The organism is Actinopolyspora mzabensis, assembly GCF_900101095.1.
Taxonomy (GTDB): Bacteria; Actinomycetota; Actinomycetes; order Mycobacteriales; family Pseudonocardiaceae; genus Actinopolyspora; species Actinopolyspora mzabensis.
The window spans coordinates 142653-167559 of the sequence record NZ_FNFM01000001.1 but is presented as its reverse complement, the minus strand read 5'-3'; the positions used below and the strand labels follow the sequence as shown (position 1 = coordinate 167559).

Sequence of the window (24907 nt, the reverse complement as noted above, 5' to 3'; positions counted from 1 at the left end):
TCAGTAACCCTGTTCGCCTGTTCGGGAGGCTCGGTGTCACCCAAACCCCTGAGACTCAAACCACTGCGGATTATCGGATCCGCACTGGCCCTGACCCTGCTCGCGCCCGCCGTGGCCGCGGCAGGCACGCCGGACTCCGCCAACACCGGAGATCCGGCCCACTTCATCGTGATCGGCCCCCAGCACGGCGGTCTGGAACGCACCGCCGATTCGGTACGCGCTGCCGACGGCCAAGTCGTGCAGAGCTGGCCGGAGATCGGCGTACTGCTGGCCACCTCGCGCGACTCGGAGTTCGCCGAGGCAGTACGGGGCGATCCCGGGGTACGGGCCGCGGGCGCGAGCCGTAACCTCGCCGAACAGCTTCCCGAGAACAGCGGTGAATCAGACTCGGAGACGCTGGAAAAGCGCCGGGGCACCCTGACCACCGGCGCCGCGTCCCGCGCTGGCGAGAGCGGCGAGGAACCGCTCGCGCCCGAGCAGTGGGACATGCGGATGATCAATGCGGGTAAGGCCCACGAGAACTCCGACAGCGGTAAGGGCGTGACCGTGGGCGTGCTCGACTCGGGCATCGACCCCGACCACCCGGACCTGGCGGCCAATCTGGACACCAGCCGTTCGGTGGGCTGCACCGAGAACGGCACACCGGACCGTTCGCAGCAGGCATGGGCCCCGACGAGCAGCGGACACGGCACGCACGTCGCGGGCACGGTCGCCGCGGCGAACAACGGTGTGGGGATCTCCGGGGTCGCTCCGAACGCGACACTCGTGTCGATCAAGGTCGTCAACGACGAGGGCTTCATCTACCCCGGTTCGGCGATCTGCGGATTCATGTGGGCCGCCGAGCACGGCATCGACGTGACCAACAGCTCCTACTTCATCGACCCCTGGTACCTGTGGTGCCAGCGTGACCGCGACCAGGCGGCCGTCGCGGAAGCGGTGCGCCGCGCGGTGAACCACGCCAGGGGCAACGACGTGCTCAACGTCGTCGCGGCGGGCAACAGCAACTGGAACCTGTCGAAGCGGATCCACGACACCAACAGCCCCAACAACGGCGGCCCCACCGAGGATCGCTGGGCGGGCAACGGGTGCCAGGTGCTGCCCGGTGAGCTGCCCGGCATGGTGACGGTCTCGGCCGTGGGGCCGGAGTCGAGCAAGTCCTTCTACTCCAACTACGGCATCGGTTCGGTCGACGTCGCCGCACCGGGCGGCGACAGCAGGCAGACCGCCGACACACCCTCCGGCAACGGCAGCGTGCTGTCCACCCTTCCGGAAGGCGAGTACGGCTTCTACCAGGGCACATCGATGGCCTCGCCGCACGTGGCCGGGGTGGCCGCCCTGATCCGGGCGGAGCACCCGAGGTGGGACGCGAGGATGGTCAACGCCGCCCTGCGCCAGCAGGCCGACACCGTGCCGTGCCCGAAGAGCTACGACACCGACGGTGACGGCGAGGACGACGCCAAGTGCCGCGGCGGCAGGACCGGTGCCGGTTTCTACGGCGCGGGCATCGTCGACGCGCTCGAGGCAGTGCGCTGACGAGCGGAGTTCGAACGTAAAAGAACGCTTGCGGGGTCTTCCCGGACCTGGTTCCGGGGAGACCCCGTTCGCGTCCGGGCCCGCACCGACTGGAGGGGCGACTCCCGAGGCGAGCTGTCGCCGCCCCTCCACCGAGGTCTGTCGCGGCGTTCGCGGCGCTTTCCCGGCGAGCCGAAGTTCACCGGTGGGTTCGTCGCGGGGCCGCGACCACTCCGCGGCGGAAACCACCGGTTCGGGCGCTCTTGTCCGGACAGATGCAGAAGTGCATCCCGCAGACGGGACATCTCGGGGGTGTGCGGTGTTGCGGCATACCGACCTCTCCTCACTGCGCTGCTCGAGTTCCGAGCCACTCGGCATCCCCGAGTACCGCTCGTCGCCCGGCTCCCCGAGGACTTCGGCCACGGCTCGCGAACGGCATTGCTCGGGGAGGACACCGGCCGGTGGAACGGATCGCTGCTCCGTGGGGACGCGGGCGGTACGCCGGAGGTTGCACCGGCGGGGCGTGGTCCCACGAAAGAGGCCCCGGACGGTGCTCGGGAGCATCCCGGCGGCGATTTCTCGCGAGATCGCCGCGCTCACGGCCGCGGGTCAAAGCAACGATCAGTAGTACCAGGGGAACTCCGACCAGTCCGGGGTCCGCTTCTCCAGGAACGAGTCGCGCCCCTCGGCCGCCTCGTCGGTCATGTAGGCGAGCCGGGTCGTCTCCCCGGCGAAGACCTGCTGGCCGACCAGTCCGTCGTCGATGGCGTTGAAGGCGTACTTGAGCATGCGCTGCGCGGTCGGGGACTTGCCGTTGATCTCGCGGGACCACTGCAACGCCGTCTCCTCCAGCTCACCGTGCGGAACCACCTCGTTGACCATCCCCATCCGGTGGGCCTGCTCGGCGTCGTAGGGGCGGCCGAGGAAGAAGATCTCACGCGCGAACTTCTGTCCCACCTGGCGCGCCAGGTAGGCGGAACCGAACCCGCCGTCGAAGCTGCCGACATCGGCGTCGGTCTGCTTGAACCGCGCGTGCTCGGCGCTGGCGAGCGTGAGGTCGCACACCACGTGCAGGCTGTGCCCGCCTCCGGCCGCCCAACCGGGAACCACCGCGACGACGACCTTGGGCATGAACCGGATCAGCCGCTGCACCTCCAGGATGTGCAGCTTCCCCGCCCGGGCGGGGTCGACGGTCTCGGCGGTCTCACCCTCGGCGTAGCGATACCCCGACCGGCCCCGGATTCGCTGGTCACCGCCGGAGCAGAAGGCCCAACCACCGTCCTTGGGCGAGGGCCCGTTCCCCGTGAGCAACACACAACCGACGTCGCTGGTCATCCGGGCGTGATCGAGCGCGCGGTATAACTCGTCGACGGTGTGCGGCCGGAACGCGTTCCGCGATTCGGGGCGGTTGAACGCGATGCGGACGGTGCCCTTACCGGGGCCGTCCTCGACGCAACGGTGGTAAGTGATGTCGGTGAAGTCGAAGCCCGCCACAGGCTGCCACACGGCCGGATCGAACAGTTCGGAGATAGGCTGCATGTGTGTCGTCACGACCACGACGATAGGCCACCGCGTCCGGCACGGGTCTTCCGGTCACTTAACGATTGCGAGTGCTCACTCGTGGGAACCGGGGCTTGCGGACCCACCAACGGAACTTCGTAGTATCGCAAAATCGGGCTGATTCCGGGCCCTGGTCGGAGCGGACGCACTTCGCGAGAGGAACACGAATGCCACTGTCCCGCATCAACGGACACGAGCTGTACTTCGCGGACACCGGGGGTGACGAACGTCCCGCCGTACTGCTGGGGCACGGCTTCTTCCTGGACCACACCATGTTCAGCGCACAGGCCGAGGCTCTCGCGGACCGCGGCTACCGCGTGGTGACCTGGGACGCACGTGGTCACGGCGACACCCCGGCCGGTGACGCGCCGTTCACCTATTGGGACACCGCGAACGACCTGCTCGGCCTGATGGACCACCTGGGCATCCGGCACGCGGTCGTCGGCGGCCTGTCGCAGGGTGGGTTCACCGCGCTGCGTACGGCGCTGCTCGCGCCGCACCGGGTCACCGGACTCCTGCTGCTGGACACCGAGGCGCACCCACTGTCCGATGCGGACCTCCGCGACTACACCGCCCTGTTCGAAGGACTGGCCGAGCAGGGCCCCGTGGACGAGCTGCTCGTTCCGCTGTCCCAGCAGATCATCGGGGACCACCCGCAAGCGGCCCACTGGCGGGAGCGCTGGAAAACCCGCCCGCTCCCACTCGGGTCCCCCGTGCGGTGCCTGCTCGAACGGGACGACATCACCGCTCGCGTCGGTGAGATCACGTCGCCCACACTGCTGCTACGCGGTTCGAAGGACGTCTCCATCCCCCGGGAACGCATGGAGTTCCTCGCCTCCGCCATCCCGCAGGCGAGTCCGCTGCAAGAGGTCGACGAGGCGGCCCACGCACCACCCGTGACGCATCCCGGGGAAACCACCTCGCTGCTGCTGTCCTTCTTGGACGCCCTGGACCGTTGACGACGCCCTAACGTGCCGGAATTCCCAGGTAGAGCTGCATTTCCTGACTCGGGTCCGGAATCGGGTAGACCTGTGCCAACAATTCGACCCGTCGCCCGAGATCGAGGTCGTGGACCAGGAAATGCGGCTTGTGGCGCCCCAGGATCACTTCCTGCAACTCCCACATCCGCACGAACTCCGCCGATCGCGAGAGCATCTCCAGAACCTCGTCGAACACCGGGTTACCGGGCCGGCGCGCCATGAGAGCACGTAACCAGGCCACCGTCAGCCGCGCCTCGTGCTCCCACTCGACCATGACAGCCTTGGACTCCGGGACGAAAAAGAACCAGGTCAACACATTGCCGACCTCGGTGATACGCCGAAACACCCGCCGGTACTCCACGTTGGAGTACAGCACGTTCCATCCCTCGTCGACGTAGGCGGCCAAACTCGGATGCAACCCGTCGGCCGCCTCGCGCTGCACCGACGTCACTTCCTGCCGCCGCATCGGTTCCGGTTGGTCACCGCGCTGGACGCCGGCCAGGTCGTGAAGGTGCTGCCGTTCCACCGAGATGCTTCCGAGAGCATCGGCCAGTCGATCCACCACTGCCGTGGAGGGATTGTCCGCGTGGCCCTGTTCCAGTTTCTGGATATATCCCACGCTGGCGCGCGCGGCCGTCGCCAACTCCGCCCGGTTCATCGCCGGGCGCGGTGCCCGGTATGTCGGATCGGGCGCGAACGCGGCGGGCGGAGCACCCGATCTCAGGTGGCGTAAATAGCTACCGAAACTCGGCGGTTCGATGATCACATCACGATTCTATGTCGAGACTCGCCGTGAACGGTGACAGGTTGACTACCAGAAGTGATCAAAATGGAGACCGTGCGGCGATGGGCCGCTCCCGAACGGATCGCCCGACCTCCACGAGGCCCGCCTCCGCGCCCTCCCGGGAGGACGGACACCCACCGTGGCCGGTATTACCGGCAAGGATATCCCCGGCGGGGATATCCCCACTGGTCACAGTTGTCCGCCGGAGCAGCCACCGCCCAGAATCCAACACGTGGCAGGCGAACACGACACCGGGCGGAGCTCCGACCACCAGGAGGGCCGCCCAATGGGGTACTCGAACCGATCTCGGTCGGCGAGGTACACGGGGTCACGGGTGTCGCGGAAGACCTGCCCCTGGGGAAAGGTCTCGGCACCATGTCACTGTCGAGACCGACGGCCGGGGAGTAAAAGCTCCCCGGCCCTGGGGGATTCCTCGGCGCGGTTTCGGACGTGTTCACACCTCGGGAACGCATCCGCTGCTCGCGGGCACATCACCGTGCCCTACTGATCCAGCAGATGCCGCGGTGCCTTGTCCAACACGGGTAGCTTCTCGTTGAGAACCTGCCACACCAGAGCATCGTCGAAGGAATCGTCGACGGCCGAATCGAAAAGGTCGAGGCGACGTATCGAGAGCGTCGAGCACAACTCCTCGATCTGCTGTCGCTTCGCTTCGAGCAGCTCGTGCACGGCCATCATCTCCCGACCGCATTGTGCCCGCGTAGCTACACACGATGCCCGCGTAGCTACGCACGGCACATATCACATGTCGTAGCACACCGTAACCGGTGCGTGGTCGCTCCAGCGCTTGTCATAGCTCGGAGCCCGCTCGACCCTCGCCTCCGAGGCGCACTCCGCCAGCCGCTCGGTGGCGACGTGATAATCAATTCTCCAACCGGAGTCGTTGTCGAAGGCCTTGCCCCGGTAGGACCACCACGAGTACGGCCCTGGCCCCTCCGGGAACCGGCGGCGCACCACGTCCGCGTACTCCGCCTCGTCGAACACCCTGCTCAGCCAGGTACGCTCCTCCGGCAGAAATCCGGCAGACTTGCGGTTGTTCTTCCAGTTCTTCAGGTCGATCTCCTGGTGCGCGATGTTCCAGTCACCGCAGACCAGTGCTTCCTTGCCCTGCTGCCGCGCCCGGTCACGCAGCTGGTGCAGGTACGGCAGGAACTCCGCCATGAAGCGTTCCTTCTCGTCCTGCTTGGACGTACCCGCCTCCCCGCTCGGCAGGTACAGGCTGCCCACCACCAAGCCGTCCAACTCGGCCTCGGCGTAGCGGCCGCTGTCGTCGAACTCCTCGGAGCCGAATCCGATCCTGGTGACCTCGGGTTCGGTGCGGCTGTAGATGGCCACCCCGCTGCGTCCCTTGGCCGCGCTCGGCGCCAGCAGCGTGTACCAACCGGCGGGCGCACGCGCGGCCTCCGGAAGCTGCTCGTACTCCGCCCGCGTCTCCTGCATGCAGACCACGTCGGCGTCGGTGGCGGCCAGCCACTCGACGAAGCCCTTCTTGGCGGCGGCGCGCAGGCCGTTGACATTCACCGTCGAGACAGTCAGCACGCGGCCGAGCATAACCACCGCCCACTGCCGCGCTCTCTCCGGCGGCCGTTCCGATTCGTCCGCCCGGCCGGAGCCGGTGACGAGCGAAGGGCCAACTTTCGGGGGTATCGATCTTCCTCCCCCCGGATGAAAATTCGTCCTCCGGACTGGTCGCGGAGATCATGATCGGGGATCGTCGGCGGGTCGTGTGTGTCGTGCACGGCCCAGAGAACGACTTCCCCAGGGAGAACCTTTGATGAAGCCGCTCGGTGGGAGCGCACGCTCCCGGACGGCAGGAGGACGCCGAGGCGCCACCGGCGCGGGAGGCATCACGCTGGCGGTGCTGCTCACCGCAGCTTCGCTTCCGATGCTGGTGGCACAACCGCGATCCGCCGAGGCGGAGACCACCCCGGGTGAGAAGGCCCCGGCGTGCGCACCGTGGGACCGGGAATGCCGGGTGAACCGGTATCTGGACCGGGTACGCGACCGCCCGGAGAAGCTCGACGAGTTCCTGCGCGGAATGCCGAAGGGAGGTGACCTGCACAACCACCTCTCCGGCGCGGTTTCCACCGAGTCGTTGATCCGCTACGCCGCCGAGGACGGCCGTTGCATCGAGGCCGAGACCATGCAGTCCTCCCTGGCCCCCTGCACCACCGGGCAGCGACCCGCCTCGGACGCGGTGAGCGATCCGGAGTTCCGCGAGCGGGTGCTCGAGGCGTGGTCGATGGCCGGTTTCGAGCCGGGCGGCGAGGAATCGGGACACGACCACTTCTTCGCCACCTTCGGCAAGTTCTGGGCGGCCACCGAGGGGCGCGAGGGCGACATGCTCGCCGAGGTGGCGGGTGATCTCGCCGAGCAGAACCAGTTCTACCTCGAAACGCTGCTGTCCAGGCAGTCCGAGGCACGCGGGAAACTCGTGGAGCGTGTCGGTTTCGACCCGAGCTCCGAACGGGATTTCCGGCGACTCCGTACGACACTGCTTCGCGAGGGCATGGCTGAGGTCGAACGGGCCGCGCGGCGTGCGACCGATCAGGACTTCGCGCGATACCGGGAGCTGCTGAACTGCGGCACCCCGAGTTCCCGCCCCGGTTGTGATGTGGAGATCCGGCTGAACTACCAGGTGGCGCGGGCGAACTCCCCCGCCAGCGTTTTCACGCAGTTGCTGCTCGGGTTCGAGCTGGCGCAGAGCGATCCGCGATTCGTGGGCGTCAACATGGTCCAGCCCGAGGACCACGAGATCTCGCTGCGGGACTACACCCTGCACATGCGGATGATCGACTACCTGAGCAGGCAGTACCCCGGCGTGTCGGTCACGCTGCATGCCGGTGAGCTCGTTCCGGGGCTGGTCAAACCCGAGGAGCTGACGTACCACATCGAGCAGGCCGTACGGATCGCCGGAGCCGACCGGATCGGCCACGGGATCGACCTGGTGCACGAGGACGGCTGGCAGGCGCTGGCCGATCACATGGCCGCACGCGACATCGCGGTCGAGGTGCCGCTGACCAGCAACTGTCAGATACTGCGGGTCTGCGGACCGGAGGAGCACCCGCTTCCCGAGTACATGGCGCACGACGTCCCCTTCGCGCTGGCCACCGACGACCCCGGTGTCTCCCGGAGCGACATCACCGCGCAGTACCGGCGGGCCGCCACGGACTTCGGGCTGAACTACTCGCAGCTCAAGGCCAGTGCCCGGACCTCGTTGGAACAGGCTTTCGTGCAAGGGGAGAGTCTGTGGACGGAGCCCGGTTCCGACCGGATGAGATCGGCGTGTGCCTCGGACACCCCCGGCTTCGGCGAGCCGGACGCGACGTGTGCCGAACTGCTGTCGAACAGCCCGAAGGCGAGGTTGCAGTGGCGGCAGGAGGTGGCGTTCCAGGCGTTCGAGACCTACTACGCGTACAAGTGACGGTCCCGCGACGAGTTGGACCTTGCCTACTCGGTTTTCCGCTGTGCTCGCTCGGCGGAACCTCTCGCGGACGCTCGCCCCGGCGAGGCCCGACGTCGAGTGGCTAGTTCCGGTGGCGGCCGCCGCCGATGTTGTGTCCCCTGTGGACGCAGCACGGCGGCGGTCGCCACTCTCGCCCAGGCGTCACCGCCCAGCCGTCACCGCCCAGCCGTCACCGCCCAGCCGTCACCGCCTAGCTGTCACCGCGCCCCGAGCGGGCGGGCCACCACATGGTTCTGCCGATGTCCAGGGACAGCGCGGGTACCAGCAGCGAACGCACGACCAGCGTGTCCAGCAGCACCCCGAACGCCACGATGAAGGCGAGCTGGGCCAGGAACAGGATCGGCAGTACCGCCAGCGCCGCGAACGTGGCCGCCAGCACCACTCCGGCCGAAGTGATCACACCACCGGTGACCGACAGCGCACGCAGCACACCGGTCCGGTTGTCCGAGCGACGTACTTCCTCCCGCGCGCGGGTCATCAGGAAGATGTTGTAGTCGATCCCCAGGGCGACGAGGAACACGAATCCGTACAGCGGGACGACCGGGTCAGCGCCGGGCATGTCGAAGACGTGGTTGAACACCAACGCGGACACGCCCATCGTGGCGGCGAAGGAGAGCACCACGGTGGCGAGCAGCACCAGGGGCGCGACCAGGGCACGCAACAACAGCACCAGCACCACGAGGATGACCAGCAGCACGATCGGAATGATCACGGAGCGGTCGCGTTCGGCGGTCAACCGGGTGTCGAGCTGGATCGCGCTCGTTCCGCCGACCAGCGCGTCGGCGCCGTCGACGGGGTGCACCGAGTCGCGAATCCGCTGAACCGTCGCGAGGGCAGCCTCCGAGTCGGCGGGGTCGGTGAGCACGGCTTCGACGAGTACCCGCCCGTCGACCACCTTGGGCGCGCCCGCAGGTGTCCTGGTGACCGAGACTTCGGCCACCCCGGGCACGTCGGCCGCTCGCACCACGCGCTCGGTGCTGTCCGCGTCGGCGATGATCACGGTGGGGGCTCCCGAGCCGGCGGGGAAGTGCTCGGCGAGCATCTTCTGACCGGCGACCGATTCGACCGGTGTCAGGAAGACGTCCGACTGCGCGGTGCCGTCGGCCCGCAGCTGCGGCAGTCCGAGCGTGCCGATGAGCAGCACCACCGTGGTACCGATCCAGATCGCCCGGGGAGCCCTTCCCACCAGGGAGCTGACTCGCTCCCAGAATGCCGGGCGCCGCGGTTCGGAATCCTCCGCCGTGTCGTCCTGCCCGGCGGTCTCCCGTGGGGGTGGGAAGGGCCAGAAGGCGGCGCGGCCGGTCAGCGCGAGTACGGCGGGCAGGAAGGTGATCGAGGCCAGCAGCGCTGCGGCGATGCCGATGGCCGCCACCGGGCCCAGGCTCTTGTTGGAGTTCAGGTCGCTGAACAGCAGGCACAGCAGGCCCAGGATGACCGTGCCCGCGGAGGCGAGGATCGGCTCCAGGGTGGCGCGCCAGGAGCGCAGCACGGCCCGGTACTTGTCGGGGCTCGCGCGCAGTTCCTCCCTGAACCGTGCGACGAACAGCAGGGCGTAGTCCGTGGCGGCGCCGACCACCAGGATGAACAGGATCCCCTGGCTCTGGCCGTTGAGGGTGAGGACGTCGCCCGCTGCCAGGAAGTAAACGGCGAGGCTGGCGAGTCCGAGGGCGAACACCGCGCTGAGCAGTACCAGCACCGGCAGCAGCGGACTGCGGTAGACCAGGATCAGGATCAGGAGAACCACCCCACCCGCGACGAGCAGCAGCAGCCCGTCGACTCCGCTGAACGCCTCGGCCAGATCGGCGGACTGCGCTGCGGGGCCGCTGACCAGGGTGGTCAGTCCGGGGGGTGACCGCTCCAGGAGGCCGCGCATCTCCGAGACCGCGTTCGCCGGTTCGGCACCGGAGTCGATCGAGACGATCAGCTGCACCGCCTGGTCGTCCCGTGGCGAGGGGATCGGGGGTGATACCCGCTCGACCCCTTCGATCGAGGCCATCCGCTCGGAGATCCCGAGCAGGTACTGGCGGTCGGAACCGGTGATTCCCCGGGTGCGCTCGGCCACCACGAACGCGGGGATGCGCTGTCCGCCGGAGAACTGTCGCTGCAGTTCGTTGACCTTGGTGGCCTCGGCGGAGGCGGGTAGGAAGGTGGAGCTGTCGTTCTCGGAGACCTCGGCCAGCTTGCCCGCGAACGGCCCGCCGATGCCGCCGAGAGCCAGCCAGGCGATCACCAGCAACGCGGGGACCAGCCATCGCAACCGCCGCACTCTCGGGGGATGCTGGTCCGCGTGGGAGGAGTGACCGGTGGAGATCATGGGGGGTCCTAGTCGTCGTCGAGGGTTCGTGGGGAAGCACGAGCCCCGCGGAGCATTACTAACACCATAGAATAATTCGACTGTCGAACTACTGCGACGGCAGGGGAAGCACGGAGCGAAGGAGGAACGATGACCTCGGCAAACGCCCAGGGCAGCGAGGAGCCGGCGGACACGGGGAAAGCGGGGAACGCGGGGGAAACGGAAGAAACGGGCCGAACCGGCACCTCCACCGGTTACGAGGACCACGTGGTGCTGGGCAAGCTGCTGCGACAGCTCAACGTCGAGCTCGACCGGTTCAACGTGCTGTTCGGCGATGCCCACGGGCTGCACCAAACCGACCTGAACGCCCTAGTCACGATCCTTGACGCGGCCAACCGGGAGGAACCGATGACACCGAGCAGACTCGCGGCCACCCTCGACATGAGTGTTTCGGCCACCACGGCACTGCTGGAGCGACTGGAGTCGCTCGGTCACATCACCCGGGAGCGCAGCAAGGTGGACCGGCGCAGGGTCGACCTGGACATCCACGACACCGCCAGGCAGGTCGCCGGCGAGTTCTACCGGCCGCTGCTGCGGGAGCTCGGTGGCGCCTGGGACGGATTCAGCGCCGAGCAGCGGGAAACGATCAGGCAGTTCCTCGTGGCCACGATCGATGCCACGGAGCGTGCGCGCGAGACGTTCTCACCGCGTTGAGGAGACGGAGCGAGCGAAGCGGATCACTCGTACCGCTGCTCGCTCGGGGTCTCCTACCAGCGATCGTCGCGCAGGAAACTCTGATTCTCGAAGTATTCGTCGTCGGAGATCGGCTCCTCGGCCGGTGATTTCTCGGCAGGTGATTCCTGCGGCAGATAACGCTCGACGGGTTCTCCCTCGACCGCCGCGCGCAGCAGGCGACCGCCTTCCTCGAAGGAAGCGTAGTAGGCTTCCGTCCATTCGGGATCGCACTCACCGCGTTTGATCTCGCCCCACGTAACCTCCCCCCGGTCCACCATGAGCTGGAGTCGACGCAACTCCGCCCCTGCCTGCCCGGAGCGGTAGTACTCGGCGAGCTCCTCGTTCTGCCGTTCGGTCAGGGGCGGATAGTTCTCGCGCGCCTCCCGCAGGGAGCTCTCGTGTTCCTGCCGCATCCGCTCGAACTCGGCGGCGCCCTGTTGATAGCGGTCTTCGACCGCGCGCAGCCGCTCCGAAAAACTGCTCACCTTGGACCCTTTCCGGAGAGTTACGAACTAACTAGGAAGACGGTGCAACGTACCCCGAGTCCGGAAGCTCCACATTCACTACCGGAGTTTTGTCGTCGGCGATCTCCTGGACCGACTGGAAGAACTCGTTGGCGTATTTCACCAGGTTGATGAAAGCCGTCACCACTTTGCGGACGTCATTGATCAGTTTGACCGTGTCCCAAACCGCCTTGATGGCTTTGCCCTGCCCGTAGACCGGTATGGAGAACGAGGAAAGCGCCGCCGTGACGATACTCGCCACCGTCAAGATGGTCTGAATGACCATGTCAACGGTCTGCTGGGCGTTCTCGGCCAGGTCGATCAGTTTGTCCCGGATCGCGATACAGGCGTCGTGGTTCTGCTCGAGCGCGGAATTCCACTGCCCCATGTGATTCTCGAAGGCCGTGGCCGCGTTTCCCTCCCAGAGCGGTTCGAGCGCACCCAATCCGGATTCGAGGTTCTCCTTGAGATCGAGGTTCGCCTTCGCGAGGTTCTCCCAAGTGTCGCGAAGACTCAGCAGTTGCCCCCAGTTGCCGCCGACCCATTCGAGCAACTCCTGGGCCGGGCTCCAGCCGACGATGGTTTGGAAAGCGGAGTCGATCTCCCCGATCGCACCCAATGCTTCCTGCGCCGCGGCGCGAACCTCGGCTCCGTAGTCTCCCGGGGTGGTCAATCTCCTCGTAGGATCGACCACATCGGCGTATCCGGCCATGATTTCCTCCCCAGTTCCGTTCCGAAGAATTTCAACCGTTCTCGAAGGAGCCGCCTCGGTAGCTCCGATCGAGGGTGGCCGAGGCCGAGTCGTCGTGCGAACGGTACACCCGCTCCGACTCCTGCAGCGCACCACCGGTTCGCTTCAGACCGCTGGCCATCTTTTCCAGAATTCCCAGCTGCCAGGCGACGAGCGGTTGGTAACCCTCGGCGATACCCGACAGAAGTCCCTGCATTTCCGATGTGTCGGAGCCGGGACCCGCCATGTAGCCACGGGCGGATTCCACGTGCCCCGCGTTCCTTTCCAGCTGTTCCGCGTAACCCGTCAGGGCCGACAACTCCACCCGGAACTTTTCACTCATTGGGTTCAACCCCCTCACGAGACGGCTGCGCTGAACCGGCGTTGCCCGAGGGCGCGAAGCGGCGGCGAACAAGCGGCGCACACCGATCGTCCCACCTCGCTCCACCCGACGGGCCGATCGAACTACGGAGTGACGAGCACATAGGCCCCCAACGGCTTTAATGACACGGCGAGCACCGAGAGTGGAATCCCGATCGCCCGCTTCGGCCACACCGCCAGCACCGCCAACACCGCGGCCAGCAGGAACACTCCGGCCGCGAGGAGACTCCGCCCGGAAAACGTCCCGAAAACGATCACCGCGACGGCGACCACCGAACCGACGAGCCCGGTGAGTATCGCCCAGTCACGCCGCGAGGTCGGTATGATCAACCAATCCAAGAACCCTCTCCCAGCACTCGTTTTCCGGTTCGGCGCACTCTAGCACTCATCGCACCGCAGAAACCGGAGAACGCGAATACCGGAGGAAACCGATCCGGGAGGACGAAAGAGAAGTTCGTCCCGGAACGACGCTCAGAGCCGCAGCTGCCCGCCGTCGTAGACCAGCAGATCGTCCTCCCGCCGCCGAACACCGTCCATCGTGCGGTGCTCGCGCAACTTGCCGTCGTGCATCAGGTGTACGACCCGCACACCGCGAACCAGCGTCGCGTAGTCGGCGATCATGCGGCGATGACAGCGCCACCACACGCTCTCGGAACACATCACGGCCGTCCGGCGGTTCGCGGCCCCCGTCAGCAATTCCTCGACGGCCTCGCCGAAGTCCTCGGTACGCATGTGCGCGGCGTAGGCACGGAATCCCTCGTTCCTGCACGCCGTGTCCGGCGATTCGGCGGGTAGCTTCCGGAACCCGCCGAGCCGCTTGTCCCAGCGATAGTCCACTCCGGCCTCGGGCAGCCACTCCCGGATCTCGGAGTGGTTGAAGTCGGGATTGTGCCTGCTGCCCGGCGCGGTGCGCACGTCCACCACGGCCTCGATCCCGGCCGTGTGCAGCAGCGGGACGAACTCGGCACGGGTGCTCGTGCCGTGCCCGACCGTGATCAGCCGCATCGTCGCCCCCAAAACCGCCAGTGCTTCGCCGAGTCCGGATGTTTCCGTCGGATTATGGTCGCCGGTATTTCTCGGCACGGCAGCGCCGAACCGCCACGCATCCGGTCGAACCACCACGCACGCGGTCGGCGCCGCCGGGAGGTTCCGCCGAGTAACCACCCCGGCGAGCCCCCCGGAAAACTCGACTCCCCCCGGTTCGGGCCCACCAAGCCGCCCGGCCCGCGCCGCTGCCACCACGCCACCGGTCACGTGTAGGTCGGTGCCGGTGACGAAGGGGGCCTCGGGACCGAGTAGGAAAACCGCCGCCGCTGCGATGTCATCGGGGGTACCGGGCCGCCCTGCGGCGGAGGCCTCGATCATCGCGCGTACCGCGCCGAGGTGTTCCGAGTTCAGCTCCTCCTGAACCAGGGGCTTGGAGATGACGCCTGGGCTGATCGAGGTGAGCCGTGGTCCCAGCTCACCGGCCACCCGTTCCTTCCGCGTCGAGTCGTATCAGCCGCACGCTTCCTTCCCCGTTGGCGGCCAGCAGCAGCGAGCCGTCCCCGGCCACCGCCAGGTCGACGAACGAACTCGGACGACCACTACGCTCCGGTTCACCGTTCGAGCCGGTGCCGCTCACCCCGGAAAGCGACTCCACGGCCAGCTCGCGGAGCACGACCGTGCTCGTGCCGGTCGCGGGATCGAACCGCCGCAACCGCCGGTGTTCGATCTCGACCACGAACAGTTCCGCGCCGCTGACTGCGATCCCTTGCGGCATGGCAAGCCCGTCCAGCACGACCACGGGGTCCTCGTCCAGGCGCAGTACTCGTCCGAGTCGATCGTCGCTGACGTAACAGCGACCGTGGTCGTCCAGCGTCACACCGACCGGGTGTTCCAGCCCTTCGGCGAGCACCGTGACCGAGTCGGTTTCGTCGACGGCCAGCACCTGCCCCTTCTCCGGTGCCGCGAACACGACTCGCCCGCTCGAGTCGGCCGCGATTCCGGCGGGTTCACCGACTCCGGTGGCACGCGTGCGGGAGACTCCGCTCCCGGGTTCGTAAGCGTGTAGACCACCGCTGACGTCGACGAGTTGGAGCACCCCGCCGGTGGCGACCACGTTCCGCGGCAGCGCGGGAAGTGTTCCGCCCACCACGTCCACCTGATCGAGCTCGCCGGAGGTCGGCACGCTCGACAGCCCGAAGTGGTCTGCCGCGTAGACCCTGCCGCCGGGGCCGACGGTGATCCCGAACGGCCCGTTCAGCCCTGGCGGAACCACGGTACGAACGCGGCCGTGCGCACCGAGCTCGGTGATACCGCCCTGGACGAAGCTGGACACGAACATGCGGTTCTCCGGGTCGAACGCGGCGTTGTCCAGCCCCGGGATCCCGGTGACCAGGCTCGCCACCCCGCCGGTGTCCGGATCGACATGCGTGATCGTTCCCGCCGCGTCGCAGGAGAGCACGAACAGCTCCCCTGCTCGGTCGAAGCGCACGGCGACCGGAATGGGCAACCCGCTCACGACGAGTTCGGGAGCTCCTCCCTCCGGTGGAATCCGCAGCACCTCGTTGGTCATCATGTGCGGGTAGTACAACCATCCGTCGGGGCCGAACTGCATCGCGTTGCCGTAGGCCAGCCCCTCGGCGAGCAGTACAGGTGAACCGCCGTCCGGGAACAGCTCGAGCAGCCTTCCACCGGGCCGCATCTCGTTGACGAAGAGGCGGTCGCCGAGGCACGTGATCCCGTTGGGTGCCACCATGGCATCGGTGACCAGGGTGAACTCCCCGTGCGGGGAGCGCCGCCACACCCGCCCCGGTGCCACGTCGGCGACGTACATCGTCCCGTCCGTGCCGAACGCGACGTCGTCCGGTGTGCGCAGCGGGCCGTCCGGGGGGGGACCACGACCTCGACCTCGCCGGAGTCGGTGTCGACCGCGCTGATCCTTCCGGTGAGGAACTGCGCCACGTACAGCAGCCCGTCGGGGCCGAAGGCGATGCCGTTGGCACCCCGCAACCCGCTCGGCTGGTTCAACCGCACCGGTTGCGAACGCCCGGTTCCCGGTTCCGGCACTTCGACGTCAGCTCCGGTCATCGGCGTGCTCCCGCCCGGCATCGACCAGCACCTCGGTGAATCGGTCGTTCGCGCGCCACTGCCGCAGTGTTTCGGCGAATTCGAGCTCGTCCGGCCGGTAGAAGCTCCGCACGACCGAGGACTGGCCCTCGTTGTTGTAGTAGCCCGGCGTGCACTCGTCCAGCGCCCGGTCGACACCGGCCTTGCGCCCCATCTCGTCGACCCACTCCTGCTCGGCCGCCTCGGTGGGTTCCACATAGGCCGCGCCGCGCTTGGCGGACTCGGTGATCATCGCCGCGATGTGGACGGACTGGTCGTCGAGCACGTGGGTGAAGTTGGGTGCCACTCCGTTCTGCGAGGGACCCATGCAGAACAGGTTGGGGAAACCGTGGCTGGTGAACCCGTGCAGAGTGCGCATGCCCTCGCTGAAGTGCCGGGGCAGCGTCACACCGTCACGGCCGTAGAGGGCCAATCCGGAGGCCGCGGGGTGGGAGCCGCCGACCTGGAAGCCGGTGGCGAAGACGATGCAGTCCACCTCGTACTCGACGCCCCGGCTGACCAACCCGTGTTCGGTGATGCGCTCGACGCCGCGTCCGTCGGTGTCCACCAGGGTCACGTTGGGGCGGTTGAAGGCCGGGTAGTACTCGTCGTTGAAGGTGGGGCGCTTGCACTCGTAGCGGTACCACGGTTGCAGCGCACGGGCGGTCTCCTCGTCCTCGACGATGGACTTGACCCGTTCTCGCACCTGGTTCATCTTGTGGAAGTCGGCGACCTCCCGCACGAGCTCGTGCTCCTCGTTGGTGAGCTCGTCCCTGCCGGTCTCGTCCGCCACCGCGTGGTAGTGCTGGGCGAGGTCGCTCCACCGGTCACCCACCATGTCCTCGGCGGCCCGGTCGCCGCCGAGCACGGCGAGGAAGTCGTCGCGCCTGCGGCCGTGCCAACCCTCGGGGAGGTTCTCGGCCCACTCCGGATCGGTCGGACGGTTGCCCCGTTCGTCCACGACGGACGGAGTGCGCTGGAAGACGTAGAGGTGGCCCGCGTCCTCGGCCAGGTCGGGTACGCACTGGATCCCCGTGGCGCCGGTACCGATGACGGCGACCCGCTTGTCCGCGAGCTCGTGCATGCCGCCGGTCTGGTCACCGCCGGTGTAGGAGTAGTCCCACCGGCTGGTGTGGAAGGTGTGCCCGGCGAAGTCGTCGATGCCGGGAATGCCCGGCAACTTGGGCCTGCTGAACGGGCCGCTGGAGAAGATCACGTACCGGGCGGTCATCTCGTCGCCCCTATCGGTGGTCACGTTCCAGCGATGGCTGGATTCGTCCCAGGTCGCGCCGGTCAGCTCGGTCTGAAAGCACGCGTCCCGGTAGAGGTCGAACTTCTCGGCGATGTTGACGGTGTGCTGCCGGATCTCCTCGCCGCGCGCGTACTTCTCGGTGGGGACGTAACCGAGCTCCTCCAGCAGCGGCAGGTAGATGTAGGACTCGATGTCGCAGCGCACCCCCGGGTAGCGGTTCCAGTACCAGGTACCGCCGACGTCGCCGCCCTTTTCCAGCATGCGGATCGAGTCGAACCCCGCCTGACGGAGTCGTGCCCCTGCCAGCAGTCCGCCGAATCCGGCGCCGACGATCAGCACCTCCACCTCGTCGGTGAGCGGTTCGCGGTTCGGCTCGGCCTCGACGTACGGATCGGTCACGTAGTAGCCGAAGTCACCGGTCGGTGCGATGTACTGGGCCGCGCCGTCCGAGCGGAGACGTCGGCCCCGCTCGGTCCGGTAGCGGGCGCGCAGTTCCTCGGGATCGAAACCGAGCCGGTCCGGATCCAGCAGCTCCGCTTCGAGTGACCGCTCGTGGTTGGTCATGCGTTCGGTCCTTGCAGCTCGGAATTCTCGTTGCTGTGCCGGCCGGGGACGTTCGGGGAGCCGGCCGGTGGGCGGCGTGCCTGAGCCCGGCCTCGGCCGCGCGATCGGGGCGGGCGTGCGGGATCGATTCCGATGGATGTCGTGTTCGCGCGAGCTCGCTACCGCTCGGAGTCACCGGTCGAGTCGATCACGGCTGACGTGTCACCGGGGCCGAGCAGAGGCCGGTGAGCGCGTCGACGAGGCCGGTGGCGAACTCGTCCCAGCTCGCGTGCGGGGTGGGCAGGCCATCGGCGAGCGCGCGTTCCCGTTCGACGCACATCTGCCTGGTCAGGTTCAGCGCCACGCTCCAGCGTTCGGTCAGCACGTCGCGGGGCAGCTCGGGTAGACACCGGTTCATCCCTTCCAGGGACAACCGCAATGAGTCGGAATGCAGGGACTGCTCGGTGATGATCTCGTGGAGCACCGGATCGGCCATCACCTGCGCGGCGAACCGCGCGTACCACGAGGGAGTGCCCAACGACTCCAGGTACAGCGTCATCGGCCGCACCAGACAGGAGACCCACTAGCCCCGCTCCCGCAGTTCGGTGGAGCCAGCGGCCTCGGGGAACACGTTGACCCGGATGTACTCGATGCGTTCCCCGTGTTGGTGCGCTATCGCGCGCACCAGCTCGTCCTTCGTGCCGAAGTGGTACCCGACCGCGGCACTGTTGCCCAGCTCCGCGACCTCGCTGATCCGGCGGTTGGACACCGCGTACATCCCGTGTTCGGCGAACAGCCGTACCGCGGTGCGCAGGATCGACTCCCGTGTGGTCGCGCCACGCTCGATCCGAGCAGTCCGTCTCGTCATGGCCATCCTCGTCGACACCACTCCCCGACGCCCCGACGCGGCGTAAGTCCCGCCGCCAACTTTTCAGTCAGCTAATTTAATCACTTGATTTAAATCAGTCAACCGACTGACCGATGACGAGATCCGGAACGCGGTCGGTCACGAGAAACTTTCACCGGACATCGGCGCGCAAATATCAGCACGGTGTGCGCAACGAAGTACGATTATCCGGCGGAATGAAGCAACGAGTAACTATTTGTCGCTCGATCGAGTAAAGCTACCGTATGTCACACCCACTCGCGGTGACCGGATTCATGCACCGTGTGTTGGGGTGCCCAGCGTGTGTTGGGAGTAACCAGCGTGTGTTGGGAGTACCCAGCGGATCCGGACAACCTCCGCTACCGGCCTTCCACAACGGAAAGCCCCGGCCACCGCCCGAAAGGAACCAGATGACCGCGACGTGGCTGTCGATCCTGCCTCCGCTGCTCGCGATCGCCCTGGCGCTGTTGACACGGCAGGTCATCCCCGCGCTGCTGGCCGGAGTCTGGCTCGGGGCCTGGCTGCTGGAAGGAGCCACCCTCACGGGACTCGGCACTTCACTGCTGGACACGGTGGGCGTGTACATCGTCGACGCGCTCGCGGACCGGGACCACGTGATGATCGTCGTAGCCACCACGATGATCGGTGGCCTCGTGGGGGTGATCCGGCGCAACGGCGGTACCGACGGCATCGTGAAACTGGTGACGCGCTGGGCCGCCACCCCCAGGCGGGGCCAACTCGCGACCGGCGGTCTGGGGCTGGCCATCTTCTTCGACGACTACGCGAACAGCCTCGTGGTGGGCAACACGATGCGCCCCATCACCGACCGGCTGCGGATCTCGCGGGAGAAGCTCGCCTACATAGTGGACTCCACCGCCGCACCGGTGGCCGCGTGCGGTCTCTTCACCACCTGGATCGGTTACCAGGTCGGACTGGTCGACGACGCGGTCGGCAGGATCGGGCTCGAACAGAGCGGCTTCGCCGTGTTCGTCAGCTCGCTGCGCTACGCCTTCTACCCGGTGCTGGCCGTGGTGCTCGTGTTCGCGATCGCCGGCAGCCGACGCGACTTCGGCCCGATGGCGCGGGCCGAGCAGCGTGCCAGACAGTCGGGCACGGTGCTGCGTCCGGGCTCGAACCTGGGATCCGGTGCGGACACCGAGACCGAGCTGCGCCCCGGGGAACGAACTCCGCACCGCTTCCTGAACGCGCTGGTTCCGATCCTCGCCCTGGTGGTGACGACCTTCGTGGGACTGCTGACCACCGGCAGCGGCAGCACCGTCCTCGAGATCATGGGCGCCGGGGATCCGTTCGCCGCGCTGGTATGGGGTTCCTTCGTGGCGCTGCTCGTCGCGGCGGTGCTGAGCTTCGGCCAACGGCTGCTCTCGCTGGGGCAGTTCGTGGACGCGTGGTTCGCCGGGATCAAGTCGGTGTTGTACGTGGTCATCATCCTCTCGGCGGCCTGGGCGCTGTCCTCGCTGACCGAGAAGCTCGAGACCGCCGAGTTCCTGGCGGGCGCGCTCAGCGAGGCGCTGCCCGCGCCGCTGCTGCCGGTGATCCTGTTCCTGCTCGCGGCCGCCGTCGCGTTCGCCACCGGCACGAGCTGGGGAACCATGGGCATCCTTACGCCGCTCGCGGTACCGCTGGCATGGTCACTGCTGCAGGCGCAGGGGGCCGAGACCGCGGGAGGGCACCCGATCATCTACGCCAGCGTGGCCACCGTGCTGGCCGGAGCGGTGTGGGGCGATCACTGCTCACCGATCTCGGACACCACGGTGATCTCCTCCCTGGCCTCGCAGTGCGATGTGGTCGACCACGTGCGCACCCAGATCCCCTACGCCCTCTACGCGGGGGCGGTCGCGGTGGTCGTCGGACTGCTGCCGATCGGGTTCGGCTTCCCGTGGTGGGCCTCCTTCCTGGTCTCGATCGCGGTGCTGCTGCTCGGCCTGCGGCTGCTGGGCAGGCACGTGCCGGGCGAGGCGCGGCACTCGGAAACCGAGGAAGTGGGCGCCTGAGGGGATCGATTCCACGGGGATCGCCGCCGGGTATCGCTGCTGGGTGTCGCTGCCGGGCGGCGCGATGATCCCCGTCTCCGTCGCGAGGAGCGGACCGCCGTCGTCGCGAATCCGCGCTACCCGACGAGGGCCGCCTTCACGCGTGGCCCGTTTCGGATCCGAGTCCTCCCGCGGTTGACCCGCTACGGCAGTGGCGGCTACCCGGATCGCGCCTCACCTCGACGCGGCCGTGACACCATGGGACCATGGTGTCACAAGGAGGTGATTGATAATGACCGCTGACACAACCGGGATGACATTACGTCTGCCGACCGAGATGGCCGAAGCACTGCGCACGGCGGCTTTCGCGAGCAACACGTCCGTCAACGAGGTCGTCAAACGCGCCATCGCGGAGTACCTGCGGGAACACGCCCGGCCGGACACGGTTCGCTCGGCTTTCGAAACCACGCTCGAACAACACGCCGTGGCCCTGGACAAGCTCAAGGACCTGTAACTTCGTGACCTGGTTTCTTACCGCCGACGACGTGCAGGCGATGAACGCCCACTTTGTCGGTTCCGACGCGCTTCGCGATTTCGGGCTGCTCGAAGGAGCCGTGCTGCGTCCACAGGCCAGTGCGTTCGGTGGCGACGCCTACCCCACGTTGAGCGAAAAGGCATCGGCCCCGCTGCACGGCCTCGCTCGGAACCATCCGTTCCTCGACGGCAACAAACGTACTGCCTGGTCGGCCACCGATGTGTTCTACCGGCTCAACGGCTGTCACCTGCACCCTGCCGATCAGGGGACGGTCGTGGCCCTGGTCGTCGATGTCGCCGAGGGGCAGCTCGACGTACCCGCCATCGCCGGGTGCCTCAAAACCTGGGTGCGACCACTGGATCTACCACCGCTGCCCTGACCCGCCTCGCAACGGCACCGCCTTCGTGGCGTGGGGCCGCTTCGGCCCCGAGCCCTTCGGCGGTTGAATCCGGCACGGCCCTACTCGCCGGAACGAGCGAACCGCACCGGGCTCGTGCCGATCACTCGCTTGAAGTGCCTGCCGAGGTGGGACTGGTCGTAGAATCCCGCCGCCGTGGCCGCGAACCGGGGTGCCATCCCGTCGAGCAGCAACCGGCGGGCGAGATCGACCCTGCGCCCGGTCAGGTACTGGTGCGGCGGGGTGCCGAACTCCCCGCTGAAAGCCCGGACGAGATGTGCTGGGTGGGTGTGCAGCAGATTCGCCGCCCGCCGGAGCGTGATTCCTTCGACGAGGTGTTCGTCCAGCAGCTCGCGCAGTCGCACGGCGGGTTTCGCGTGGTCGATCGGTTCCGCCGTCCGGGTGCGCTCGCCCAGGTGGCGGCGCAGTCGCTCGGTGACCAGGGTCAACCTGCTCTCGGCTTCCAGCGTGTCGCCGGGCAGCAGCAGCGAGTCGTGCAGCTGCCGAATGCGACGCAGTAGCAGCGGATCGTCGATGGTGGGCGCGTCCACCGCGAGTCCCACGAGATCCTCGCCGAACTGGCCGGGATCCAGGTAGAGCACTCGCTTCCTGAGCCCCTGCGGGGTGACGGGCGTGCCGTTGTGCGGAACGTGCGGCGGCAACAGCGTAACCAGGCTCCGCAGCGCGCCGTGCTCGTGGCGGTGCAGGTCGTAGCGCACCGTCCCGTCGTCCACCAGCAGCAGCGTCCACGAGTCGTGGGCGTGCATCGGATAGGCGTGCTCCACGAGGTGAGCGTGGTAGGCCTCCACGATCCCGGGCACAGGTGGACGCCACGCAGCCACTCCCGAACTGGTGACCATGCAAAGAACGTACAAGACTCGCTCGCGGGCGGCGGGACACGATCTCCCCATGACAGCGGAGACCTCCCCGATACGGTTCGACACGAAGATCGCCGTGCTGCTGCGCGAGGACCTGGCGACCTGGCAGCGGCTGAACGTGACCGCGTTCCTGGTGAGCGGACTCGGCACGAGGAGCCCGGAGGTGATCGGCGAGCCGTACCGGGACGCCGACGAAACCGAGTACCTGTCGATGTTCCGGCAGCCGGTGCTGATCTTCGAGGGCAGCGGGGAGGTGGTGACCCGAGCGCACTCCCGCGCCGTCGCGCGGAACACGGCCGTGGCGGTGTTCACCTCCGAGCTGTTCGGCACCGGCAACGACCGGGACAACCGCGCCGCGGTTCGGACCGTTCCGCGGGAAAAGCTCGATCCGGTGGGAGTGGGCGTGTACGGACCGCGCAACGTCGTGGACAAGATTGTCAAGGGCGCGCGGATGCATCCTTGACCGCCCGACCACAACTGCCCGACCCTGAGTGCCCGGCCGGAACCGCCCACCACGGATGAACCGAAATCCTCCCCACCCGGTGAGAACGAGAAATGACGCGACGAATCCGGCTATGCCGTGGGGCGGTGTCTCCGGGCAGGAACGAGCGGGCGGAGCCGACGGACGAAACCCGGCGGGCAGCGCGAGCTCGGCCATGGCGGTGCCGGGGCCTCCCGTACCCGGCACCGCCATCCGGCCTCATCGGAAGCGCGGAACTCGCACCGCGGCCCGGACCGCTCGGCGGTGCGTCCGATCCGGACCGTGGCCGCGGGGAGAATCGAGGCTATACGTTGCCGTCGATGTGACGCTGCACGTACTGGTAAGCCAAGTCACCGAACTGCGTGCCGAAACCGATGGAGTTGTCCGCCGATTTCGAGAAGTGCACCCCGCCCCAAACCCTGCTGTCGCTGCCGTCCTGCACGAAGTCGGTCCAGGTGCGCCAACCGAACCGGAGGTCGTTGGAGGGGGTGATTCCGGGCTCAACCAGTGACGACCCCGCCGGATAGGTGTACGACCAGTTCAGGGAGTCGGAGTTGAGGTAGCGGCGCGCGGCCTGCGCCTCTGCGGACAGGACCGTCGTGGAGGCGGACGGGTACTCGGGGTGGTTGCCCACGTTCAGATAGCTGGACCACTCGTTGGCGGGGATATCGTTGACGGTTCCCCTCCCGGGGCCGCCCCAAGCCGTCAGCTCGGTGTCGCCGTAAACGTGCTGGACCGCGCTGAACGGGCGCACGGCGTCGAAACCGGTCTTGTGGTGCCAGCAGGCGATCAGGCCGTCCAGCATCGCCACCCCGGTCACCATCAACAGCTGCACCCAACCGTCCAGATCCAGTTCGTGGTTCCTGGCCGCGGCCAGGACCGACATCCCGACGCCCAGGAACTTGTTGTCGAAGAACTCCGACTTCACCTTCTGCTCTTCGGTGAGCCCGGCCGAGGCACGCAGCACCTCGTCCACCGAACGCTTGTAGGCGGCCCGATTGGTGTGATCGCTGTGGTGCGGGGGAGTAAGGCGGAAATGGCTCGGGTCCTCGTAGGTGTAAGGCGTGGTCAGCCGCAGCTGCGGGGTGGTGAAGACCTGGATCATGAACATGCCCTTGTCGCCATCGGCGTTCCCGAGGCGACGGCCGTGTTCCAGCAGTTCCGGCTGCCAGCGGGAAGGGTTGCGCAACTCGTAGGCACTGTTCTCGGGCCGGTATCCGGTGTAGTCCTGGTAGGGCTTCCCGTTGTACCGGACTCCCTCGTCACCGAGCTGGTTTATGCCGTCCCGCAGGCGTCCCTCCACGACGGCCTTACCGGCCAGGTTCCCGATACCGACCGGAGTGGTCGGATCCTCCGAGTCGTCGTCGGGATCCAGCCCGAACGAGGAGACCAACGCCCGATAGGTCGGCATCCCGGCGGGTACCACGCTTTGCATGACGTGGCGCCAGGCGTAGAGGGCCGCGATGTTCTTGTTCCTGTTGGTGCGGGCTTCGCTTCGGGGACGACGTCCGAGCTTCGAGTAAACACCGACCGCCGTCGGGTGGTACGGCGCGAGCGCGTCGAACCACGCGTTGTGCGCCATGCAGGTGTAGCGAATCAGGATGGTCACGTCCATCGGAGCGATGAAATCCGATACCGCCGAAGTGTCGGAATTATCGGACAAATAGCTGATGAAATTGTCGTTGTCGAGGTCGAAATCGGATGTCGTCTGCGATGCCGAAGGGCTGGACCGACGCGCGTTGGCGACGCCGATACTCCCGAACGGAAGCAGAGCCGCGGTAGCCGCACCGGCTAGCACCGATCTGCGTTGCAGTGAGTAGGAGGAGGCCGAAGAATTCCCGGAGGACGCCATGGGGTGCGACCTTTCTGCATTCGATGGTTTATAGATTTCG

The 24907-nt window shown here is 67.4% G+C and carries 24 protein-coding genes; 8 read left to right on the top strand and 16 right to left on the bottom strand.

Translation table 11 applies throughout. The features are described from left to right. Positions 1 to 33: 33 nt before the first annotated feature. Positions 34 to 1533, top strand: a complete 1500-nt coding sequence (locus BLR41_RS00725) for a S8 family peptidase (protein ID WP_245693685.1) — start codon at positions 34 to 36, stop codon at positions 1531 to 1533. A gap of 600 nt (positions 1534 to 2133) precedes the next feature. On the opposite strand, the gene BLR41_RS00720 is transcribed toward BLR41_RS00725, so the two are convergent. Next, positions 2134 to 3051 carry a 1,4-dihydroxy-2-naphthoyl-CoA synthase gene (locus BLR41_RS00720; RefSeq protein WP_092625978.1) on the bottom strand — a complete coding sequence of 306 codons (918 nt, stop codon included), beginning with the start codon at positions 3049 to 3051 and terminating at the stop codon, positions 2134 to 2136. A gap of 188 nt (positions 3052 to 3239) precedes the next feature. On the opposite strand from BLR41_RS00720, the gene BLR41_RS00715 reads away from it, so the two are divergent. Then, entirely contained in the window at positions 3240 to 4031 is a 792-nt protein-coding gene (locus tag BLR41_RS00715; protein WP_092625333.1) for an alpha/beta fold hydrolase, read from the top strand. Positions 4032 to 4038: 7 nt separating this feature from the next. On the opposite strand, the gene BLR41_RS00710 is transcribed toward BLR41_RS00715, so the two are convergent. From BLR41_RS00710 to BLR41_RS00700, 3 genes are all read right to left on the bottom strand, one after another. Then, a complete protein-coding gene (locus BLR41_RS00710; RefSeq protein ID WP_092625331.1) occupies positions 4039 to 4818 on the bottom strand; it encodes a helix-turn-helix domain-containing protein in 780 nt (259 codons plus the stop codon). Positions 4819 to 5337: 519 nt separating this feature from the next. Then, complete coding sequence (locus BLR41_RS00705) at positions 5338 to 5529, bottom strand: hypothetical protein (RefSeq protein WP_092625329.1); 192 nt, start codon at positions 5527 to 5529, stop codon at positions 5338 to 5340. A 66-nt stretch (positions 5530 to 5595) separates the two neighbouring features. Further along, positions 5596 to 6393, bottom strand: coding sequence for an exodeoxyribonuclease III (locus BLR41_RS00700; RefSeq protein WP_092625976.1), 798 nt, complete (start codon positions 6391 to 6393; stop codon positions 5596 to 5598). A 235-nt stretch (positions 6394 to 6628) separates the two neighbouring features. Here BLR41_RS00700 and BLR41_RS00695 point away from each other — a divergent pair, with 235 nt between their 5' ends. After that, positions 6629 to 8278: an adenosine deaminase family protein gene (locus BLR41_RS00695; protein ID WP_092625327.1), complete on the top strand. Its 1650-nt coding sequence runs from the start codon at positions 6629 to 6631 to the stop codon at positions 8276 to 8278. A 232-nt stretch (positions 8279 to 8510) separates the two neighbouring features. Here the strand turns inward: BLR41_RS00695 and BLR41_RS00690 are convergent, their stop codons facing one another. Beyond that, positions 8511 to 10634, bottom strand: a complete 2124-nt coding sequence (locus BLR41_RS00690; RefSeq protein WP_092625325.1) for an MMPL family transporter — start codon at positions 10632 to 10634, stop codon at positions 8511 to 8513. A 129-nt stretch (positions 10635 to 10763) separates the two neighbouring features. Between BLR41_RS00690 and BLR41_RS00685 the strand changes: the two genes are divergently transcribed. Continuing rightward, positions 10764 to 11327, top strand: coding sequence for a MarR family winged helix-turn-helix transcriptional regulator (locus tag BLR41_RS00685; protein ID WP_092625323.1), 564 nt, complete (start codon positions 10764 to 10766; stop codon positions 11325 to 11327). 53 nt (positions 11328 to 11380) lie between these two features. On the opposite strand, the gene BLR41_RS00680 is transcribed toward BLR41_RS00685, so the two are convergent. The 9 genes from BLR41_RS00680 to BLR41_RS23270 form a co-directional block, all read right to left on the bottom strand. Beyond that, positions 11381 to 11833, bottom strand: a complete 453-nt coding sequence (locus BLR41_RS00680) for a hypothetical protein (protein ID WP_092625321.1) — start codon at positions 11831 to 11833, stop codon at positions 11381 to 11383. A 31-nt stretch (positions 11834 to 11864) separates the two neighbouring features. Continuing rightward, the gene (locus BLR41_RS00675) at positions 11865 to 12563 is read right to left on the bottom strand and encodes a WXG100 family type VII secretion target (RefSeq protein WP_092625319.1); all 699 of its coding nucleotides are present in this window, start codon (positions 12561 to 12563) and stop codon (positions 11865 to 11867) included. 31 nt (positions 12564 to 12594) lie between these two features. Next, positions 12595 to 12924: a hypothetical protein gene (locus BLR41_RS00670; RefSeq protein WP_092625317.1), complete on the bottom strand. Its 330-nt coding sequence runs from the start codon at positions 12922 to 12924 to the stop codon at positions 12595 to 12597. A 122-nt stretch (positions 12925 to 13046) separates the two neighbouring features. Then, complete coding sequence (locus BLR41_RS00665) at positions 13047 to 13301, bottom strand: hypothetical protein (protein ID WP_092625315.1); 255 nt, start codon at positions 13299 to 13301, stop codon at positions 13047 to 13049. A gap of 132 nt (positions 13302 to 13433) precedes the next feature. Then, positions 13434 to 14435: an SDR family oxidoreductase gene (locus tag BLR41_RS23595; RefSeq protein WP_092625313.1), complete on the bottom strand. Its 1002-nt coding sequence runs from the start codon at positions 14433 to 14435 to the stop codon at positions 13434 to 13436. Next, positions 14425 to 15780, bottom strand: coding sequence for an NHL repeat-containing protein (locus BLR41_RS00655; RefSeq protein WP_218119833.1), 1356 nt, complete (start codon positions 15778 to 15780; stop codon positions 14425 to 14427). Before BLR41_RS00655 ends, BLR41_RS23595 begins: the two co-directional genes overlap by 11 nt. A gap of 240 nt (positions 15781 to 16020) precedes the next feature. Further along, on the bottom strand, positions 16021 to 17868 hold the full coding sequence (locus BLR41_RS00650; RefSeq protein ID WP_092625311.1) for a flavin-containing monooxygenase: 1848 nt from the start codon (positions 17866 to 17868) through the stop codon (positions 16021 to 16023). Positions 17869 to 18055: 187 nt separating this feature from the next. Next, the gene (locus BLR41_RS23275; RefSeq protein WP_245693684.1) at positions 18056 to 18406 is read right to left on the bottom strand and encodes a hypothetical protein; all 351 of its coding nucleotides are present in this window, start codon (positions 18404 to 18406) and stop codon (positions 18056 to 18058) included. Positions 18407 to 18430: 24 nt separating this feature from the next. Beyond that, complete coding sequence (locus BLR41_RS23270; RefSeq protein WP_245693683.1) at positions 18431 to 18715, bottom strand: TetR family transcriptional regulator; 285 nt, start codon at positions 18713 to 18715, stop codon at positions 18431 to 18433. A gap of 428 nt (positions 18716 to 19143) precedes the next feature. On the opposite strand from BLR41_RS23270, the gene BLR41_RS00640 reads away from it, so the two are divergent. The 3 genes from BLR41_RS00640 (at position 19144) to BLR41_RS00630 (ending at position 21638) form a co-directional block, all read left to right on the top strand. Then, positions 19144 to 20745, top strand: coding sequence for a Na+/H+ antiporter NhaC family protein (locus BLR41_RS00640; protein ID WP_218119832.1), 1602 nt, complete (start codon positions 19144 to 19146; stop codon positions 20743 to 20745). A gap of 271 nt (positions 20746 to 21016) precedes the next feature. After that, positions 21017 to 21238, top strand: a complete 222-nt coding sequence (locus BLR41_RS00635) for a ribbon-helix-helix protein, CopG family (protein WP_092625307.1) — start codon at positions 21017 to 21019, stop codon at positions 21236 to 21238. A gap of 4 nt (positions 21239 to 21242) precedes the next feature. Next, positions 21243 to 21638 carry a type II toxin-antitoxin system death-on-curing family toxin gene (locus BLR41_RS00630; protein ID WP_092625305.1) on the top strand — a complete coding sequence of 132 codons (396 nt, stop codon included), beginning with the start codon at positions 21243 to 21245 and terminating at the stop codon, positions 21636 to 21638. Positions 21639 to 21718: 80 nt separating this feature from the next. On the opposite strand, the gene BLR41_RS00625 is transcribed toward BLR41_RS00630, so the two are convergent. Then, positions 21719 to 22516, bottom strand: coding sequence for a helix-turn-helix domain-containing protein (locus BLR41_RS00625; protein ID WP_092625303.1), 798 nt, complete (start codon positions 22514 to 22516; stop codon positions 21719 to 21721). 49 nt (positions 22517 to 22565) lie between these two features. Here BLR41_RS00625 and BLR41_RS00620 point away from each other — a divergent pair, with 49 nt between their 5' ends. Next, the gene (locus tag BLR41_RS00620; protein ID WP_218119831.1) at positions 22566 to 22997 is read left to right on the top strand and encodes a DUF2000 domain-containing protein; all 432 of its coding nucleotides are present in this window, start codon (positions 22566 to 22568) and stop codon (positions 22995 to 22997) included. A 322-nt stretch (positions 22998 to 23319) separates the two neighbouring features. Here BLR41_RS00620 and BLR41_RS00615 read toward each other — a convergent pair whose 3' ends face one another. Continuing rightward, positions 23320 to 24867, bottom strand: coding sequence for a DUF6851 domain-containing protein (locus BLR41_RS00615; protein ID WP_092625299.1), 1548 nt, complete (start codon positions 24865 to 24867; stop codon positions 23320 to 23322). Positions 24868 to 24907 lie beyond the last annotated feature (40 nt).